This is a genomic window from Streptomyces sp. JJ36 (assembly GCF_021696945.1).
In the GTDB taxonomy this organism is placed as follows: domain Bacteria; phylum Actinomycetota; class Actinomycetes; order Streptomycetales; family Streptomycetaceae; genus Streptomyces.
On sequence record NZ_JACYHE010000021.1, the window covers coordinates 1 to 17,753 of the forward strand.

At 75.5% G+C, this 17,753-nt stretch carries 20 protein-coding genes; 11 read left to right on the plus strand and 9 right to left on the minus strand.

All coding sequences use genetic code 11. From position 1 onward, the window contains the following. The 3 genes from HOY81_RS11255 to folP all read right to left on the minus strand — a co-directional run. A partial coding sequence (locus HOY81_RS11255) for an ATP-binding protein (RefSeq protein ID WP_237320141.1) occupies positions 1-1,209 on the minus strand: 1,209 nt, incomplete at its 3' end. A 211-nt stretch (positions 1,210-1,420) separates the two neighbouring features. Further along, on the minus strand, positions 1,421-1,903 hold the full coding sequence (locus HOY81_RS11260; RefSeq protein WP_237320142.1) for a nuclear transport factor 2 family protein: 483 nt from the start codon (positions 1,901-1,903) through the stop codon (positions 1,421-1,423). After that, the gene (gene folP / locus HOY81_RS11265; RefSeq protein ID WP_237320143.1) at positions 1,900-2,760 is read right to left on the minus strand and encodes a dihydropteroate synthase; all 861 of its coding nucleotides are present in this window, start codon (positions 2,758-2,760) and stop codon (positions 1,900-1,902) included. Before folP ends, HOY81_RS11260 begins: the two co-directional genes overlap by 4 nt. Before the next feature lie 354 nt (positions 2,761-3,114). Between folP and folB the strand changes: the two genes are divergently transcribed. From folB to HOY81_RS11280, 3 genes are read left to right on the plus strand one after another with little or no spacing between them, the layout of a single operon-like run. After that, a complete protein-coding gene (gene folB / locus HOY81_RS11270) occupies positions 3,115-3,474 on the plus strand; it encodes a dihydroneopterin aldolase (protein ID WP_237320144.1) in 360 nt (119 codons plus the stop codon). Then, positions 3,471-4,067: a 2-amino-4-hydroxy-6-hydroxymethyldihydropteridine diphosphokinase gene (gene folK / locus HOY81_RS11275; protein ID WP_237320145.1), complete on the plus strand. Its 597-nt coding sequence runs from the start codon at positions 3,471-3,473 to the stop codon at positions 4,065-4,067. Before folB ends, folK begins: the two co-directional genes overlap by 4 nt. Positions 4,068-4,080: 13 nt before the next feature. After that, positions 4,081-4,575, plus strand: a complete 495-nt coding sequence (locus tag HOY81_RS11280; RefSeq protein WP_237320146.1) for a DUF3180 domain-containing protein — start codon at positions 4,081-4,083, stop codon at positions 4,573-4,575. A gap of 94 nt (positions 4,576-4,669) precedes the next feature. Here the strand turns inward: HOY81_RS11280 and HOY81_RS11285 are convergent, their stop codons facing one another. Then, positions 4,670-5,920: an ABC transporter ATP-binding protein gene (locus HOY81_RS11285; RefSeq protein WP_237320147.1), complete on the minus strand. Its 1,251-nt coding sequence runs from the start codon at positions 5,918-5,920 to the stop codon at positions 4,670-4,672. 46 nt (positions 5,921-5,966) lie between these two features. Between HOY81_RS11285 and HOY81_RS11290 the strand changes: the two genes are divergently transcribed. The 6 genes from HOY81_RS11290 (at position 5,967) to HOY81_RS11315 (ending at position 11,003) form a co-directional block, all read left to right on the plus strand. After that, entirely contained in the window at positions 5,967-6,656 is a 690-nt protein-coding gene (locus HOY81_RS11290) for an ABC transporter permease (RefSeq protein ID WP_237320148.1), read from the plus strand. Between the two features lie 4 nt (positions 6,657-6,660). After that, positions 6,661-7,335, plus strand: coding sequence for an ABC transporter permease (locus tag HOY81_RS11295; protein WP_237320149.1), 675 nt, complete (start codon positions 6,661-6,663; stop codon positions 7,333-7,335). An 82-nt stretch (positions 7,336-7,417) separates the two neighbouring features. Next, positions 7,418-8,422, plus strand: a complete 1,005-nt coding sequence (locus tag HOY81_RS11300; protein ID WP_237320150.1) for an ABC transporter substrate-binding protein — start codon at positions 7,418-7,420, stop codon at positions 8,420-8,422. A gap of 223 nt (positions 8,423-8,645) precedes the next feature. Beyond that, entirely contained in the window at positions 8,646-8,954 is a 309-nt protein-coding gene (locus tag HOY81_RS11305) for a hypothetical protein (RefSeq protein WP_237320151.1), read from the plus strand. Positions 8,955-9,259: 305 nt separating this feature from the next. Then, positions 9,260-9,745 carry a hypothetical protein gene (locus HOY81_RS11310; RefSeq protein WP_237320152.1) on the plus strand — a complete coding sequence of 162 codons (486 nt, stop codon included), beginning with the start codon at positions 9,260-9,262 and terminating at the stop codon, positions 9,743-9,745. A 259-nt stretch (positions 9,746-10,004) separates the two neighbouring features. Continuing rightward, entirely contained in the window at positions 10,005-11,003 is a 999-nt protein-coding gene (locus tag HOY81_RS11315; RefSeq protein WP_237320153.1) for a hypothetical protein, read from the plus strand. A 90-nt stretch (positions 11,004-11,093) separates the two neighbouring features. On the opposite strand, the gene HOY81_RS11320 is transcribed toward HOY81_RS11315, so the two are convergent. Continuing rightward, a complete protein-coding gene (locus tag HOY81_RS11320) occupies positions 11,094-11,396 on the minus strand; it encodes a hypothetical protein (RefSeq protein ID WP_237320154.1) in 303 nt (100 codons plus the stop codon). A gap of 99 nt (positions 11,397-11,495) precedes the next feature. Here HOY81_RS11320 and HOY81_RS11325 point away from each other — a divergent pair, with 99 nt between their 5' ends. Continuing rightward, entirely contained in the window at positions 11,496-12,617 is a 1,122-nt protein-coding gene (locus HOY81_RS11325) for a DUF5937 family protein (RefSeq protein WP_237320155.1), read from the plus strand. Between the two features lie 241 nt (positions 12,618-12,858). On the opposite strand, the gene HOY81_RS11330 is transcribed toward HOY81_RS11325, so the two are convergent. From HOY81_RS11330 to HOY81_RS11345, 4 genes are all read right to left on the minus strand, one after another. Continuing rightward, a complete protein-coding gene (locus HOY81_RS11330; protein ID WP_237320156.1) occupies positions 12,859-14,133 on the minus strand; it encodes a methyltransferase domain-containing protein in 1,275 nt (424 codons plus the stop codon). 4 nt (positions 14,134-14,137) lie between these two features. Next, the gene (locus HOY81_RS11335; protein WP_237320157.1) at positions 14,138-14,350 is read right to left on the minus strand and encodes a hypothetical protein; all 213 of its coding nucleotides are present in this window, start codon (positions 14,348-14,350) and stop codon (positions 14,138-14,140) included. A gap of 188 nt (positions 14,351-14,538) precedes the next feature. Next, positions 14,539-15,222, minus strand: coding sequence for a response regulator transcription factor (locus HOY81_RS11340; RefSeq protein WP_237320158.1), 684 nt, complete (start codon positions 15,220-15,222; stop codon positions 14,539-14,541). A gap of 85 nt (positions 15,223-15,307) precedes the next feature. After that, positions 15,308-16,546, minus strand: a complete 1,239-nt coding sequence (locus tag HOY81_RS11345; RefSeq protein ID WP_237320159.1) for a sensor histidine kinase — start codon at positions 16,544-16,546, stop codon at positions 15,308-15,310. 159 nt (positions 16,547-16,705) lie between these two features. Between HOY81_RS11345 and HOY81_RS11350 the strand changes: the two genes are divergently transcribed. Continuing rightward, positions 16,706-17,752, plus strand: coding sequence for an SAM-dependent methyltransferase (locus HOY81_RS11350; protein ID WP_237320208.1), 1,047 nt, complete (start codon positions 16,706-16,708; stop codon positions 17,750-17,752). Position 17,753 lies beyond the last annotated feature (1 nt).

Consider the following 17,753-nt stretch of genomic DNA (forward strand, 5'->3'; position numbering starts at 1 on the left):
GGAGGGGGCGCCCGCGACGCCGGGCGCGGAGCGGGCCGCCGGGTGGCCGCCGCGGGCCGGGCCGCGGCGGCCGGCACCCGACCGGTCCGGGTCGATGACCAGGTCCTGGGGGATGCGCAGCAGCACCCCCGTCCCGCCGTGGGCGGAGGGCCGGAAGGAGACGGAGAGCCCGTGCTTGCGGGCGAGCCGGCCGACGACGGCGAGGCCGAGCCGGGTGCCGGAGAGCGCCCCGAGGTCGGTGTCCTGCCCGGAGACCGCCCGTTCCGCGCGGCGCAGGGCGATCTCGCTCATCACCAGGCCGCCGTCCTCGACGGTGATGACGACGCCCGCGGCGACCTCCTCGACGTACACGTGGACCTCGGCGGTCGGCGGGGAGAAGTTCGCGGCGTTGTCCATGAGTTCGGCGAGGGCGTGCATCACGCCCTCGGCCGCGTGGCCGGCCACGGCGACCGTGCTGGTGGAGTGCAGCCGGACCCGCTGGTACCCGCCGATGCGGCCCATCGCGCCGCGCAGGATGCTCTCCATCACGATGGGCTTCGCCCAGCGGCGCCCGGAACGGGCCCCGGTCAGCACCGCGATGCTGTCCGCCAGCCGGCCGGCCTGCGCGGTGCGGTGGTCCAGGTGCAGCAGGTCGCCGAGCACGTCCGGGTGGGCGTGCCGGTGCTCCATCTCGCGCAGGTCGGCGGCCATGCTGGTGGTGAGGGCCTGGACGCGCCCGGCCGCGTTGGCGCAGGCGGCCATGGCCGCCGCGCGCCGGGTCTCGCCGGCGTGCAGCTCCGTGGCCACCGTCCGGAGCACGGTGTGCTGCACCGGATCGTCGCTCGGCGGCGCGGAGGCGAGCGCACCGTCGGCGGAGGCGCCGTCGCGCACCCGGTCGACCACGGCCGGGAGCGTCACCTCGGCGAACTCCGTGCGGGCTGCCTCCCGTGCCGCCTCCCGGCGCCGCTGCTCGGCGAGGGCCGCCCGGAACCGCCGGGCGCGCAGGGCCTGACAGGCCGCCACACCGACGGCGGCGCAGAGCAGTACGGCCGCGCCGCCGCTGCCCCAGGCCACCTCCTCCCGTACGGACCGGGGCGCGAGATGGATGGCGAGGAGACAGCCCGGCGCGGTGAGGAGCAGCGCGACCAGGACGGAGAAGGCGGTACCGGTGGCGGTCCCGCTCCGGTGGCCGGCCCCCGCGCCGGCCGATGAGGGAGTCTCGGGCGTCATTCCAGTCCTTGACGACGGGTACGGGCGATGGTCGGTCGCCCGCCAATGACGCACCAATATAGGAGAGTTGACGCGGCCGGGTAAGCCGGGGCGGAAAACCCCCGGTGAACGCCGGGTGACCCGGTGCTTCCCCGTACGTGCCGTTCCGCAGCCGCCGGGCGAGGGTCGCGGGGGCGGGCGTACCGGGCGGGTGCGGGGCGCCGGCGGCGGTTCAGCCGCCGAGCTGCTCCTCGCCGTCGTCGTCCTCACCCTCGACCAGGACCGGCGAGCCGTGGTGCGACCAGACCTTCCACGTGCCGTCGCTGTCCCGCCGGAAGACGTTGGTGGCCACGACCAGGCCGCCGATCAGGGGGCCCGCCGAGCCGTCGTCCTCCGCGGGGCCGCCGCTGAGGATGTTCTCCGTGCAACTGACCAGCGCCGTGTCCCCGAGCACGGAGACCTCCACGTCGGTGAGGAAGAACTGGATGTACTCCGTGTTCGCCATGATGAGCGCGTAGGAGCGCATCACCTCGCCGCGCCCGGTGAGCACCGGCCAGCCCGGGTGGACGACGCTGACCTCGTCCTCCAGCCAGAGCTGCCCCATGGCCTCCAGGTCGCCGCGTTCCACGGCGTCGTAGAGGGCGGTGTTCGCGGCCTCCACGGCCTCGATGTCGGTGCGGCTGCCGCCGCCTCCGGCTTCGCGGGCGTCGCTCACTCGGCTCCCTCGATGGCGCGGGCGACCCGCACCGCGTCGGCGCTCGCACGGACCTCGTGTACCCGGACCGCCCAGGCCCCTTCGCGCGCGGCCAGCGCGGAGACGGCGGCCGTGGCCGCGTCGCGCTCCCGCGCGGGCGGCGGCGCGGCGTCCGCGGCGCCGGCCAGCACCCGGCCCAGGAAGCGCTTGCGGGAGGCCGCGATCAGCAGCGGCCGGCCCAGCTCGGTGCGGAGCCGCGGCAGCGCGGCGAGCAGCGCCAGATCGTGCTCCGCCTGCTTGGCGAAGCCCAGCCCGGGGTCCACGACGAGGCGCTCCGGAGGGATGCCGCCCGCGACGGCCTGTTCCACGGTGGCCCGCAGCTCGTCGAGCACCTCGGTGACGACGTCGTCGTAGACGGCGCGGTTGTTCATGTCGATGGACTGTCCCCGCCAGTGCATGACGACGAAGGGCACCCCGGTGGCGGCCACCGCCGGCACCATGGCGGGGTCCGCCTGCCCGCCGCTGACGTCGTTGACCAGCACCGCACCGGCGGCGACGGCCTGCTCGGCGACGGTGGCGCGCATGGTGTCGACGCTCACGGTCACCCCGTCGGCGGCCAGTCCGCGGACGACGGGGAGGACGCGGCGCAGTTCCTCCGCCTCGTCGACCCGGCGTGCCCCCGGGCGGGTGGACTCCCCGCCCACGTCCACCAGGTCGGCGCCCTGCGCGACCAGGTCCAGGCCGTGCTTGACCGCGGCCTCGGTGTCGAACCACCGGCCGCCGTCCGAGAAGGAATCGGGCGTGACGTTCACCACGCCCATGACCGCGCAGCGGTCCCACTCCGGCAGACCGGCCACCCGGCCGTGCGACGTACTCATGGCTCCAGCCTAGGGCGTACCGGCGGATCGTTCGCGGCCTCGGGCCCACGTCACGGCCGCGCCCCCGAGGCCACTCCTTCGAGGCAAGAAGCGGGGAATGCCCGCGTGGCCGCGGACGCTGTCGGGTAGAGGCCGCGCAGCCCGGGCGGGCCGTCGTCGGCACCCGCGGGTCGGGGCGGGCGCGACGCGCAGGTAGATTCGACGGGCCGGCGATTTCCGGTGCGCTCCGTGTCCGTCCGACCACGGACGGGCGGCGCGCGTACCGGAGGCGCCGGCGTTCCGGCGAGCGACACCGAGCGACACGAGCGACACCGACAGACGACCGACCGACGACGACCGACGGGAGTGATCCGGATGGACCGCGTCGCCCTGCGCGGCCTGCGCGCCCGTGGGCATCACGGGGTGTTCCCGGGGGAACGCGAGGAGGGACAGACCTTCGTGGTGGACGTCGAGCTGGGACTCGACACCCGTGCCGCCGCGGCCGGGGACGATCTCGCCGAGACCGTCCACTACGGCGTCGTGGCCGAGGAGGTCACGGCCGTCCTCGAGGGCGAGCCCGTCGACCTGATCGAGACGCTGGCCCAGCGGATCGCGGACGCCTGCCTCGCGCACCGGGCCGTCCGGGAGGTCGAGGTCGTCGTCCACAAGCCGGAGGCACCGATCACGGTGCCCTTCGACGATGTGACCATCACGATCAAGCGGAGCCGCGCATGACGCCGAACAGTGACCCGACCGTACAGCCGGTGCCCGCCTCCGTGGTGCACCAGGTGGACGCGGCCGACACGACCCTGAGCAATCCGAAACACGCCGTCGTCGCGCTCGGCAGCAACCTCGGCAACCGGCTGGAGCGGCTGCAGTCCGCCGTCGACGCACTGGCCGACACGCCGGGGATGCGGGTGCGTGCCGTCTCGCCGGTCTACGAGACCGAGCCGTGGGGCGTCGAGCCGGGCACCCAGCCCTCGTACTTCAACGCGGTGGTGCTGGTGCGGACCACGTTGCCGCCCGGTGCGCTGCTGGAGCGCGGCCAGGCCATCGAGGAGGCGCTGGAACGGGTACGTGACGAGCGCTGGGCGGCGCGGACGATCGACGTGGACATCGTCTCGTACCAGGATGTGCTCTCGGACGATCCGTCGCTCACCCTGCCGCATCCGCGCGTGCACGAGCGGGCCTTCGTGCTCGCTCCCTGGCACGACGTCGATCCGGCGGCCGAGGTCCCGGGCCGCGGCCCGGTGGCCCGGCTGCTGTCCGCGGTGGACCGCGACGGCATCGCCCGGCGACCGGACCTGGAACTGAGCCTGCCCGACTGACGTTGGTGACCCCGTGAGACAACTGCGAATCAGGACGCTGGCGGGGATCTGTGTGGCCGCGGGCGTGCTGTCCTGGGCCGGCGCGGGACTGCTCGACGCCTTCGACGTGCTGCCGAGCGTTCCGGTGGCCGCGCCCATCGTGCTCGCGATCATCGCCGTGGTGCTGCTGGCGACCGCGCTCTCCCTGAGGGCCCGGCTGAAGGCGCAGCGGGAACGGGTACCGGGGGCCAAGGGCGTGGACCTGATGATGGCGGCGCGGGCGGTCGTCTTCGCGCAGGCGAGCGCGCTGGTGGTCGCCCTGGTCTCCGGGATGTACGGCGGCGCCGGGGTCTATCTGCTGCTCAACGACCTGGATCTGGCGAGCCGCCGGGAACAGGCGCTGTACGCCGGGCTGGCGGTGGCGGCGGGCATCGGGGTGATAGCGGCCGCCCTCTTTCTGGAGCGGGTGTGCCGGCTCCCGGAGGACGACGAGGACGACAACCCGCCGGGCGCCGCCACCGCCGCCTGACCGGCCCGCACCGACCGCCCCGCCCGCCCGGGGCCGTGCCGCGTCGTGGGCGCACCGCGCTGCGCGGTGCCGCGCCCGCGACAGCGGGCGGCGGCTACGCCTCTGCGACGGTCTGGAGCCGGATCTCCTCGCGCGGGCGGTCCCGCTTGTCGGCGTCCACGGAGCGCCGCAGCGCCTCGTGCAGCCGGGCGGGGGTGAGGACCCCGGCGAAGCGGTCCCCGTCCAGCACCGCGACCCAGCCCGCGTCGTGCTGGAGCATGGTGCTGAACGCCTGCTTGAGGGGCGCGCCCAGCGGCAGCCACGCCTCCATGCGGCGGGCGTGCGCCCGTACGGTGTCGCCCGCGTCCGGCTCGCCCCCGGAGCCCGGCTCGCCCCGGGCGCCCCGCGCTCCCCTCGCCCCCGGCGTGGCGTCCTCTTCTCCCGCCGGACCGGCAGCGGGGTCCAGGGAGGCTGCGGAGACCCAGCCGTGCAGCCGTTCCGCGTCGTCCAGCACCACCGCCCAGCGGGCCCCCTCCTCCCGCATCCGCCGTGCCGCCCTGGCGGCCGGGTCGAGCAGCCGGACCACCGGCGGCCGCATCAGGTCCCCGGTCTCGATCGGCGTCACCGCGAGCCGCTTCAGCCCCCGGTCCGCCCCCACGAACTCCGCCACGTACGGCGAGGCGGGCGCCCCGAGCACCCGGGTGGGTGCGTCGAGCTGCTCGATCCGCCCCTCGCCGTAGACCGCCATGCGGTCGCCGAGGCGGACGGCCTCCTCGATGTCGTGGGTGACGAAGAGGACGGTCTTCCGCATGGTCTCCTGGAGTTTCAGGAACTCGTTCTGCAGCCGCTCGCGGACGACGGGGTCCACCGCGCCGAAGGGCTCGTCCATCAGCAGCACCGGCGGGTCGGCCGCCAGGGCCCGTGCCACGCCCACCCGCTGGCGCTGGCCGCCGGAGAGCTGGTCGGGGTAGCGGTGCCCGAACTCGGCGGGGTCGAGCCCCACCAGCTCCAGCAGCTCCGCCGCCCGGGCGCGTGCCTCGCTGCGCCGCCGGCCCAGGAGGTGCGGGACGGTGGCGGTGTTGTCCAGCACCGTCCGGTGCGGGAACAGCCCGGCCTGCTGGATGACGTAGCCGATCCGGCGCCGCAACGCCACCGGGTCCACGGCGGCGACGTCCTCGCCGTTCACCAGGATCCGGCCGGAGGTGGGCTCGATGAGCCGGTTCACCATCTTCATCGTCGTGGTCTTGCCGCAGCCGGACGGCCCCACCAGGGTGACGAGTTCGCCCTCCGCCACCTCGAAGGAGAGATCCCGCACCGCCGTCGTGCCGTCGGAATAGCGCTTGCTCACCTGTTCGAAACGAATCACACTTCATACTGCACCGGGACCGATGGGGAAGTGAGCCTTTGTGGCCGTGGCCGCGCGCGACTGTCTGGCTGGCAACGAGTGGATCTGCGGCGAGTACGTCCGTACCCGAAGCGGTGAACTCACCGACGCGACGCTGCAGCACATCGGCATCACCACGGTCTCCGTGGTGCTGGCCCTGCTCGTCGCCTTCCCGCTCGCGCTGGCGGCCCGCCGCTGGCGGGCCGCGGCCGAACCGCTCATCGGGCTGACCACGGTCCTCTACACCGTCCCCTCGCTGGCGATGTTCGCCCTGCTGCTGCCGGTGTTCGGGGTCTCGGCCGCGGTCGTCGTCACCGGTCTGGTGCTGTACTCCCTGACGGTGCTGGTCCGCAACATCCTCACCGGGCTGGACGGGGTGCCGGAGGAGGTGCGCGAGGCGGCCCGCGGCATGGGATACGGGCCGGCCCGGCTGCTGTTCGCCGTGGAGCTCCCCCTGACGGTTCCCGCGCTGCTGGCCGGGGTACGCATCGCGACCGTGTCCGCCGTCTCCCTCACCACGGTCGGTGCGATCGTCGACCACGGCGGCCTGGGAAACCTGATCTACAGCGGCATGCAGAGCTTCTTCAAGGCCGAGGTGCTCACCGCCTCCGCCCTCTGTGTGCTGCTGGCGGTCACCGCCGACGTGCTGCTGCTCGGACTCCAGCGCGTCCTGACCCCGTGGGCACGGCACCGCGCGCCGGCCGGAAGGAGGCGCTGACGCGATGGGCGTGCTCCCGGACACCTGGACCTGGCTCACCGACGGCTCGCACTGGGGCGGTACCGGCGGCGTGTGGCACCGGCTCGGGGAACACCTCTCTCTGACGGCGACCTGTCTCGGCATCGCGGCCGTGCTGGCCCTGCCGGTCGCCGTCTGGCTCGGCCACCTCGGCCGCGGCGGCGCGCTGGCGGTCAACCTCTCCAACGCCGGCCGGGCCGTACCCACCTTCGCGGTGCTGGTGCTGCTCACCCTGAGCCCGCTGGGCGCGTACGGGGACTGGCCCACCATCGTCGCCCTGGTGCTCTTCGCGGTCCCGCCGCTGCTCACCAACGCCTATGTGGGCATGCGGGAGGTGGACCGGGAGGTCGTGGAGGCGGCCCGCGGGATGGGCATGTCCGGCTGGCAGCTGCTGCGCAGTGTGGAACTCCCGCTCGCCCACCCGCTGCTGATGACCGGTGTGCGGTCGGCGGCGGTGCAGGTGGTCGCCACGGCCACGCTGGCGGCGCTGCCGGGCGGCGGCGGGCTCGGCCGCATCATCACGGCCGGCTTCCGCACCTATGACACCGCGCAGGTGGTGGCCGGTGCGGTGCTGGTGGCGGCGCTGGCGCTGCTGGTGGAGGCGGTGCTGGTGGTGGTGAGCAGGTCCCTCGACCCGATGCGCGGACGGGCCACCGGCTGACGGCCCGTCCCCTCCCCCCTCTGCTGGCTTTCTTCGGGTCTTTCGAGTTCTCTGTCGATCGAGCGATGTGGACGGTGCAGACATGGCAGACATGACACGTACGGACGGCTTCCGCCCCGCGCGCCGGGGCTCCCGGGCCCTGCTGGCCGCCTCGGCGGCCGCGTTGCTGGCCACGGGCCTCACCGGATGCGGCGGCGACAGCCTGGAGGAACAGGGCGGCGACGCGGGTGGCGGGGACAAGGGCTCGCTGGTGATCGGGTCGGCCGGGTTCACCGAGTCGAAGATCCTGGCGCACCTCTATGCCACGGTGCTCTCCGAGGCCGGTTACGACACGACCGTACGCACCCTGAGCAACCGGGAGCTGTACGAACCCGCCCTGGAGAAGGGCGAGATCGACGTGGTGCCGGAGTACGCCGCCACGCTCGCCGAGTTCCTCAACGCCAAGGAGAACGGGCCGGACGCCCCCGCCGAGCAGCCGGTCGCCTCCAGCGACGTGCAGCGCACCGTCGAGGCGCTGCGGAAGCTGGCCGAGCCGCGCGGCCTGACGGTGCTGGAGGCTGGCGAGGCGGTGGACCAGAACGCCTTCGCGGTGAGCCGCGAGTTCGCCGAGAAGCACGACCTGGAGACCCTGTCGGACCTGGGGAGGTCCGGCGAGAAGATCACCCTGGCGGCGGGTGACGAGTGCCCCGAACGCCCGTACTGCCAGCCCGGCCTGGAGAAGACCTACGGGATCACGATCGAGTCCGTCGACCCCAAGGGCGTGGGAACCGTCCAGGCCAAGCAGGCCGTCAAGAACGGGACCGACGAGATGCTGCTCACCACGACCACCGACGCCACGCTGGAGGACTTCGGCCTGGTCCTGCTGGAGGACGACAAGAACCTGCAGAACGCGGACAACGTCCTGCCGGTGCTCAACACCGAGGACGCCGGCGACCCGGCGATCGCCGAGGCGCTGAACGAGGTCACCCGCACGCTGACCACCGAGGACCTGGTCGGCCTGAACCGGAAGGTCGACGCGGACCGGCGCAAGCCGGCCGACGTGGCCCGCGGCTACCTGGAGGACGAGGGCCTGCTCGGCGCCGGCTGAGCAGGCCGCGGGCGGCGCGCGCGGCCCGTGCCCGCCAGGCGCCGCCTTCCCCCGAACCGGCCCCGCACGAAGGCGGGTTCCGGGTCCCCGCCCTGTATCCTTGTGTCTAGACAGAGGGATTCCGGGGGGCGGGGCCCGCCTTCCGGCCCCGGCCAGTGGAGCGTTCCGTGCCGGAGCGTGTGGCAGCGAGAAGGGGGAGCGATGTGGCGTACATCGGGGGTATGTGGTGGAGCAGCGATTCCGTACGACAGGGGCGGCCGACGGGGGAGTCGGGACCCTGGAACCGGCCGGGGAGCGGTGGTCGGCAGGGGTGTTCCGGTGGGCCGGGGCGGGTGAGCCCTTCCTGGTGCTCGCGCTCCCGGAACCGGAGACCGAGGCCGGGCCCTGTGACACCGAGCGGCTTGCGGCGTCCTGGGGATTCACCCGGTGCGGTACGGACGGGCAGTTGCTGGAGATCGGCGAGGCGCCGGCCGTCACCGTGCGCCTGGGGCCGCCCGGGTCGCGGTGGAGCTCGCGGGGGAGCCCTGGCTGACCTGCGAGGAGCCACCGGCCGGGCATGACCTCTGCGCGCTGCTCGCCGAGGACCGGTGTGTGCTCGCGGTCTGCCACGGGGCCGATCTCGGTGCGCCCGGCGCCGAGGAGGTACTCCTCGAACGGTTCTCCAGCCCGCGCACGGTGCCGGCGCAGGTGAGACTGGTGGCGGGGCATAGCCTCCGAGCCGGGGGATTCTGTGGCGTCTGCGGGGATCGGGTAAGGGTTCTCGGTTGGGGTAGTGTCTGTACAGAGTGCCGGCGTGCGGCCGTGTGGAGACCGGCTGCCCTTGGACGAACGACCGAGATGCTGGAGATGCTGCCCATGGGTGTCCCGGATGCCTCCGCCCAGACCCGTGCGCAACGGCGGCGGATGCTCGCCGCGAAAGCCGCCATGGCGAACCGTCCGGAGGGAGTGGACGAGTCGGAGGCGCTGCCCGGCGAGCTGGAACCGCTGGAGTGGACGCCGGAACGCGGGCCCGTGACGGAGCGGGAGACCCTGGGCGTCCTCCGGAGACGGCGCCGCAACGAGCTCGCCCAGGCCCCCAAGCGGGAGGGGGCCAAGCGGGCCGAGGTGCCCACGGAGCTGCCCGACGCCGACGCGCGGAAGGTGCCCGTGGTCAACCGCTTCCCGCCGCGCTATCTGGCCATGGCCCACGCGAGGGCGGAGATGGAGGGCACCAACCTGACGGCCATTCTGGAGGAGATGCTCGTCGAGTACGCGACGGGTACTCCGGCCAGCCCGGAGACGGTCGGCCGCCGGTTGCGCGCCTTGTACGCTCGGAAGTCGTAGGCGGCTCCGCTTCGGGCCGGAGCCGTCCCGCGTGACGCACGCGTCCCCCGCGGAGCAGGGGGCTCCGGGACGCGTCGACCGCGCACCGCGGTGCATGCCCGGAGTGGAGGGGGAGTCGGCTCGTGCCGGAACCCGACCGCCGCTCCCGCCTCGTCGGCGGCACCCGCGCGGACCCCACCCGAAACACCCGGAACGCGCTCCGCAGGCGGTCCCGTCCCACGCTGTCGCGAAGCGGGGCACTCGCGGTAAATTTCAGGCCATGCCACGTGGACGTCATCGCCAGTCGCCGTCACTCCACCGGCTCCTGCCCCCGGCCGCCGTCGCGGCGGTGGGGCTCGCCTGCGCCGGCGGCGCCTGGCTCGTCGGGGACGCGGGCTTCTCGGACACGGACACCGTTCTGCTGCGCGGGCTGACCGCCGCCGCGGCGGTCGCAGCCGTCACCGGAGCGGCACTCGCCCGCCGCTGGGACCGCGGCGCGGGCCGCCGGGTCGGCGAGCTCAAGGCCCGCCTCGCCGGAGCGGAGTGGCGCGCCGAGGAGCGGCAGGCCGAGCTGGAGGGGGAACTCGAGGAGTCCCGGGAACTGCGCGAGAAACTGGAGACCCGGCTCCGTGCGAAACGGGCCGAGCTGGCGCGGCTCCGCAGCGAGCACGCCGCGCTGCTCCGCCGGTACGCGCAGGCCGAGAGCGGGCGGGCCAGCGCCCTCGAGGGGCGCCGGCAGCTCGCGCTGGAGGCCGCCGAGCCGGCGCGGGCGCTCACCGCCGGCGCCACGGACCATCGCAGCGCCTCCGGTGCGCCGACCTCGCTGACCTATCTCCAGGCGAGCGAGGCGCTGCGGCACCTGCGGCGCAACGCCGCCCGGCAGCGGGCCGCGGCGGTGCTGGCCGCGGAGGAGGCGGCCCGCGCCTCCGGCGGCTCCCGTGCGGTCGAGAGCGCCGGTCCCGCGGGGCCGGGTGCGCCGGCGGCCGCGGTGCCGCCGCCCCGCGAGGAGGAGCGGCCGCAGCCCGCCGGCAGGTTCGACTTCTTCGGCGCGGCACGGAAGCGCCGGGCGCCGGCCCGCGAGCCGGAGTCCCCGGGCCGGGACGCGGGCCGGGACGCCGCGGCCGGGCAGACCGCGGACGCCTCCGGCGACGAGCCGGGGCCGGAGGACGACCCCGGCCCGCGCGGCGCGGGGCGCGGACCGGTCGGCAAGGTGGTCGACCTCGCCGACGAGGACGCGGGGGACCTCGACATCACGGAGCTGCGCGGCGCCGTCTCCTGAGCCCGGGCGCGGTCGGGCTCAGGACGCCGGCGAGGTGCGCCCGGTGGGCGGGCCCGTGCGGCCCCCGGTGCCGGGGGGCGGTCGGCGCCGTCAGTCGCAGCAGGGCTGCCGCGCCCGGCGGGCCGGTACCGGGACGTGCACCTCGGGGGAGGCCGGCGGCGGCTCCGCGCGGGAGCCGGGCCGGGGCGCCCCGGGAGAGGCCGGCGCCGCGGAGGCGCCGTAGCGCCGGGAGCGGACGCGGACACGGAGGAGGCGCAGGACGCCGCGTCCCCGGCCCGCGCCCCGGCGGCGCCGTGCCGCGCGCAGGGCGGCCTCCGCCGGGTCCGGCGGCATCGCCTCCGCGCGCTGCGCGGCACGGAAGAGGTCCAGTGCGTACTGCTGCGTGATGCTCATGCCGCCCACCCTGCGCCCGCCCGGCGTCGCCGGTCGCGCCGATTGACGCACGCCGTCAATCCGGGCCCCGGACGCCCGGCGGCCCCGCACAATGGCCGCATGAGCGTGGACATCGACATCGCGGGCCTGCCACCGGAGCGGATCCTCTTCAGCCCCTCACCACTGGCCGAGCTGGGCTCCGCGCTGCACGCGCTCGCCGAGCTCGCCCACCACCCGGGGCTGCACGGCTGGGCCACCGCGACCGCCGCGGCGCTCAAGCCCGATCTGGCCGACCGGCTGCACGAGGGGGGCTTCATGTGGAGCCCCGCCTTCTCCGACATCCTGCTGGCGTTCGCCGGGGTGCCCGGGCGGGACGGCCGGCCCGGTGCGACGCTGACGGAGGAGCTGGACGTCCTGGACCGGCTGGACGACGAGCGGTTCGTGGCTGCGGCGCTGGAGTTCACCTGCTCCACCACGTACAACCAGGGCGGCCCCTCGCCGCTGGCCGACGCCCGGGGGCGGGAGCGCGCCCTGGAGCTGGCCGCTGCCCGCGGCCCCCGGCAGGAGGACTTCGTCCGGCGGCTGCTGGCCGATCCGCACGCCGTCCGCGGCTGGGTCCGGCGGCTCTTCGAGGATTGCGAGCAGGCGTTCTTCGCGGACGTCTGGCACCGGGTACGGCCGCAGCTCGCCGCCGACGCGCGGCACAAGACGGAGCTGCTGCGGCACAAGGGGCTGGCCGACGCGCTGGCCGCGGTCTCCCCGGCGGTGTCGCTGACCGGCGGCGACCGCCCCCGTATCCGGGTGGACAAGCTGACCGACGGCCTCGCCACGGCACTGGACCCGGCCGTCGGCCCGGGGGCCACCTTCGTGCCCACCGCGCTGGGCCGGCCGCATCTGCTGGTGCTGCCCGCGCCGGGCTGGCGGCCCGTCGTGCACTATCCGGTGCAGGCCCCCGAGCTGTCCGGGCCCGCCTCGGTGGAGGTGCTGCACCGGCGGCTGGAGGCGCTGGCACACCCGGTGCGGATGCGGATCGTCCGGTTTCTGGCCCGTGGCGCGTACACCACCGGGGAGCTGGCCGACGCGACCGGGCTCAGCGCCCCGGAGGTCTCCCGCCACCTGGCGCTGCTCAAGAAGTCCGGGCTGCTGACCACCCGCCGGCGCGGGCGCTATGTGCTGCACCAGCTCGACCTGCCGGTCGTGGCGCGGCTCGGCAGCGACTTCCTGGAGGGCGTGCTCCGCTGAACGCGTCCGGTGGCGGGCACCCGCGGGCCCCCGGGAGGGGGCGAGAAGCCGGTGGCGCACCCGCGCACGCACCGGGGACCGCCCGGCGCCCTGCCCGGCGCCGGGGGAACTGCCGGAGCCGGAGCGAGGCGGCCCGGGCGGGTCCGCCGGGGCCGGCCGGACCTGCTGGAGGCACCAGGCCGCAGCGGAGTCACCGGGCCCGGCTCCGGTCGCAGCCCGCAGCGCTCCGCTCCGCGCGGGCTCAGCCCCGGTCGTACACCCAGAGCGTCGTACGGGTGCCGAGCAGCCGGATCGGGTCCCGGCTCCGCAGCCGCAGACCCTCCGGGACGGCCTCCCGGGGGATCTCCGGAGCGAGCAGGACGACCCGCCCGCCCGGCCGGGTCACGCGGGCCGCCTCCGCCAGCACGTCGGTCAGCCAGGCCGCCATGCCGCCCTGCACGCCGTACTGCTGGCCGAACGGCAGATTGGACACCACGGCGCCGACCGAGGCGTCCGGCAGTCCGAGGTCCCGGGCGTCGCCCGTGCGGACGGCTCCGCGGGGCACGTTCTGCTCCGCGGCCGCGACCGCCTCCGGGTCGATGTCCCGGCCCTCGGCGCCCTCCCAGCCGGCGGCCAGCGCCTCGGCCGGCACGGTCCCGGAACCGCAACAGGGGTCCAGCAGCACGCCGTCCGGGTCGCCCGCGAGACCGACCATCATCGCGGCCACGGTCGGCCGCAGCGCCCCCGAGCGCTCGACCCGGCGGCCCTGGTGCTGCCGCATCGACGCGTCGGACAGCCGCAGTCCGGCGATCAGCCGTCCCTGCCGGTACTCGCTGATCCACACCTCGATCTGGGCGGGGTCGGCGACCTTCCACTTCGGCCGGTCGCGGGAGACCGACCGGCCGAGCGACTTGCGCAGGTCGGTGCGGAGGAAGGACTGCTCCTGGAGCACCCGCGCGATGACCCGGTAGCTCATCGCCCCGGCGAGCGGGCGGACCTGGGCGGACCAGACGGAGAGCGCCTTCTCGACCCGTTCGGGCCGCCAGACCCGCCCGGCGATCCAGTGCGGCCGGTCGCCGCTGGACCGCATCGTCCGGCCGACCTCCACGAACAGGTCCTCGACGGTGCGCAGCGTCCACACGGCGTCCCGGCGGCCCCGGTCCACGTCGAAGAGGATCAGGTCGGAGCGCCCGTCGAAGCCGGAGTCGGTGACCCGCACCCCGTCGAGCTGCTCCAGTTCGCGGACGACCAGGGGAGCCAGCCCCGGCACCACACTGGCGAACATCCGGGTGACCCCGGCGGGCACCTTCTCCTGCGGTTCCTCCGTGCCGCGCTGTTCCGTGGCGCGCTCCGGCCGCTGCCGGCGGGGCGCCCGCGGCGGGCCGGGGTGGCGCTGTCCCCGGGACCGGCCGCGCTCGGGGGCTCCGCCCGTCCCGCGGCGCGGTCTGCCGCCGCCGGACCGGCTCCCGCCCGGCCCCCCGGAACGGTCGCGTCCCTCCCGGGCCGCGCCGCCGGGGCCGAAACTGTCGCTGCGCATTCCTTCAGGATAGGTAACCGTCCACCGGCTCCGGACCGCCGCACTCCGGGTCCCGGCTCCGCAGCCGCTCCGCGTACTCCGGGGAGCGTCCCTGGACGACCAGCGGCCGCAGGCCCGTTCTGGCCTGATGGGCCGCCAGTTCCGCCACGTGGAGGTCCGACCCTCCCACGTGACCGGGCGGTTGCGGGCAGATGACATGGACGACGTTCAGGCTCATGCGTGTGGCTCTCCCCCGTGAGCCGCCGGGCGGGCGGCCCTGCTCCGGCGGCGACCCCCGTCGCCGGTGCGGCCGATGGTACGCCGACGGGTACGAGGACGATCACCGGCCCCGGCGGGGCGGCTCCGGCCCCGGCCGCGGTCGGGGCCGGAGCCGGGGCCCCAGGCGGTCCCGGAGGCAGAGCGCGGTCAGGATCCGCCCGCGCGCACCAGGCCGGTCTCGTACGCCAGCACCACCGCCTGCACCCGGTCGCGCAGCTCCAGCTTGGTGAGGATGCGGCCCACATGGGTCTTCACGGTGGCCTCCGAGAGCACCAGATGCCCGGCGATCTCGCCGTTGGACAGGCCCTGGGCGATCAGCACCAGCACCTCACGCTCCCGTTCGGTCAGCCGCCCCAGCAGCCCGGTGGCGGCGGTCTCCTGGCCGCCGGCGGGCAGCAGGGTGGAGAAGCGGTCGATGAGCCGCCGGGTGGTGCTGGGCGCCACCACCGCGTCGCCGCTGTGCACGGCGCGGATGGCGGAGAGCAGCTCGCCGGGCGGCACGTCCTTCAGCAGGAAGCCGCCGGCTCCCGCCTTGAGTGCGGTGAAGGCGTACTCGTCCAGGTCGAAGGTGGTGAGGATGAGCACCTTCGGTCCGCCGGGGCCGCCCTCACCGCCCTCGCAGATCCGGCGGGTCGCCTCGACGCCGTCCACCCGCGGCATCCGTACGTCCATCAGGACCACGTCCACGGCGGTGGAGCGCAGCACCTCCAGGGCCTCCGCCCCGTCCGACGCCTCGGCGACGACCTCCATGTCCGGCTGGGCGGTGAGCACCATGCGGAAGCCGGTGCGCAGCAGCGCCTGGTCGTCGACGAGCATCACGCGGATGGTCATGCCGTTCCTCTCTCCCGGTCGGGGGTGCGGGGGCTCTCCCGGCGGCCGGCCGCCGCCCGGGGCCCGCTCCGGTGGTGCGGCGCCGTCACTGCGCGGCCTTGAGCGGCAGGACGGCGCTGATCCGGAAGCCGCCGCCGGGACGGGGACCGGCCTCCAGGTCGCCGCCGACCATGCCGACACGTTCCCGCATGCCGATGAGGCCGTGGCCCAGTCCGTCCGCGCCGCCGTCCTCGTACAGCTCGGCCTGCGCGCCGCGCCCGTCGTCCTCGGCGAGCAGCGCCAGCTCCCCCTCGCCGTACACCACCCGCACGTGGGCCCCCACGTGCGGGCCGCCGTGCTTGCGGGTGTTGGTGAGCGCCTCCTGGACGATCCGGTACGCGGTGAGCTCCACGCTGCTCGGCAGCGGCCGCGGGGTGCCCTCGATGCGGAAGTCGACGGTGAGCCCGGCGCCCCGCACCTGGTCCACCAGCTCGGTGAGCTGTTCCACGCCGGGCTGCGGTACGTACTCGCCGCCGTCCCGGGTGGTCTCGCCGGTCCGCAGCACGCCCAGCAGCCGGCGCATCTCGGCCAGCGCCTGCCGGCCGGTGCCGGAGATGGTCTCCAGGGCCGTGCGGGTCTGGTCGGGCGCGCTGTCCAACACGTACGCCGCTCCGTCCGCCTGCACCACCATGACCGACACGTTGTGCGCCACCACGTCGTGCAGCTCGCGTGCTATCCGGGCGCGCTCGGCGGCCACGGCGACCTTGGCCTGTGCCTCGCGTTCCTTCTCCAGCCGGGCCGCCCGCTCCTCGAGCTGCCGGTAGTAGGCGCGCCGGGTGCGCAGTGAGTCGCCCAGGACCCAGGCCAGGGCGAAGGTGACGGTCAGGAAGACGGTGCCGAGGATGCGGCCGGCGGCGTCCTGGTCCGGTTCCGGCCAGCGCAGGGCGGAGATCAGCGGGGCGAGCAGCGCGCCCGTCAGGGCGAAGCGGGAGGCCCACCGGGTGTTGCGGGAGGCCACGGTGAAGGTGATCACCAGGAAGGCGAAGTCGCCGGGGTACGGCCCCACGCCGGTGACGAGCTGTGCCACGCCCGTCCCGGCGGCCAGCAGCAGCATCTTCTCCGGTGCCCGCCGGCGCAGCGCGATCACCAGGCTCAGCGCGAGGGAGACAGGGACGGCCGCGATCTGCTCCCCGGCCGTGGTCAGCATCGCGTGCTCCGTCTCGGGCGTCGGGGGCGCGGTGACGCTGGTGATGATCCACGCGGCCGACATCATCAGCAGCAGGACGGCCCAGAGGCTGTCCACCCAGGTCGGGTGCCGGCGGATGAAGTCGTAGAGGCGGTGCACGTCACCAAGCGTATGAGCGGAGAATACGTGCAGGGGTCAACCGGACGGCCGATCCACGGACCGGCCGGCTACTCCGCAAGGTGGAGGCCGGCCGGGCCGCGAGTGCGAGGACGTACGCTGGCCTGCGTGAACGGTGCGACGACGGGCTGGCGGGCGGCCATGGAGCGCGCCCTCTACGGGTCCGGCGGCTTCTTCGTGCGGCAGGCGCCGCGGGCCCACTTCCGCACCTCCGTGCACGTCTCGCCGCTCTTCGCCACGGGCGTGCTGCGGCTGCTGGAGCGGGTCGACGCCGCGCTCGGCCGGCCCGCCGAGCTGACGCTGGTGGACGTCGGGGCGGGCCGCGGCGAGCTGCCGGCCGGGCTGCTGGCGGCGCTGGACGCCGCCCCCGGGGAGCACGGCGGTCTCGCCGCCCGGCTGCGGACCGTCGCCGTCGAGCTGGCGCCGCGCCCCGAGGGGCTGGACCGGCGCGTGGCCTGGCACGACCGGCTGCCCCCTCCCGGCACCGTCACCGGCCTCCTCTTCGCCAACGAGTGGCTGGACAACGTCCCGCTCGACGTCGCCGAGGTGGACGGTGCGGGCGTGCCGCGCCGGGTGCTGGTCGACGCGGCCGGGCGGGAGGCCCTCGGCGCCCCCGTCGCCGGGGCGGACGCGGAGTGGCTGCGGCGCTGGTGGCCGCTGGCCCCGGAACCGGGGCTCCGGGCCGAGCTGGGCGGCCCCCGCGACGCGGCCTGGGCGGAGGCCGTAGGCAGCCTGGGCCGCGGGCTGGCGGTGGCCGTCGACTACGCCCACACCCGTGCGGAGCGGCCGCCCTTCGGCACCCTCACCGGCTATCTGGACGGCCGCGAGACGGAACCCGTGCCGGACGGCACCCGGGACCTGACCGCGCACGTCGCCCTGGACGCCTGCGCCGCCGCAGGCGCCGCGGAGGTCACCGGCGCGGGCGGTACGGGCGGCACCGGCGCGGGCGGCGGCGCGCTGCGCACCCAGCGCGCCGCCCTGCACGCGCTCGGCGTGCACGGCGGGCGGCCGCCGCTCTCCTGGGCCTCCACCGACGCCCTCGGCTACGTCCGGGCGCTGCGCACGGCGAGCGAGGCGGCCGAGCTCACCGACCCCGGGGGCCTGGGCGCCTTCACCTGGCTCACCCAGCCGGTGGGCGTCCCGGACCCGCTGGCGGTGGAGGACACCGGCCCGGAGCGGTCCCGGTAGG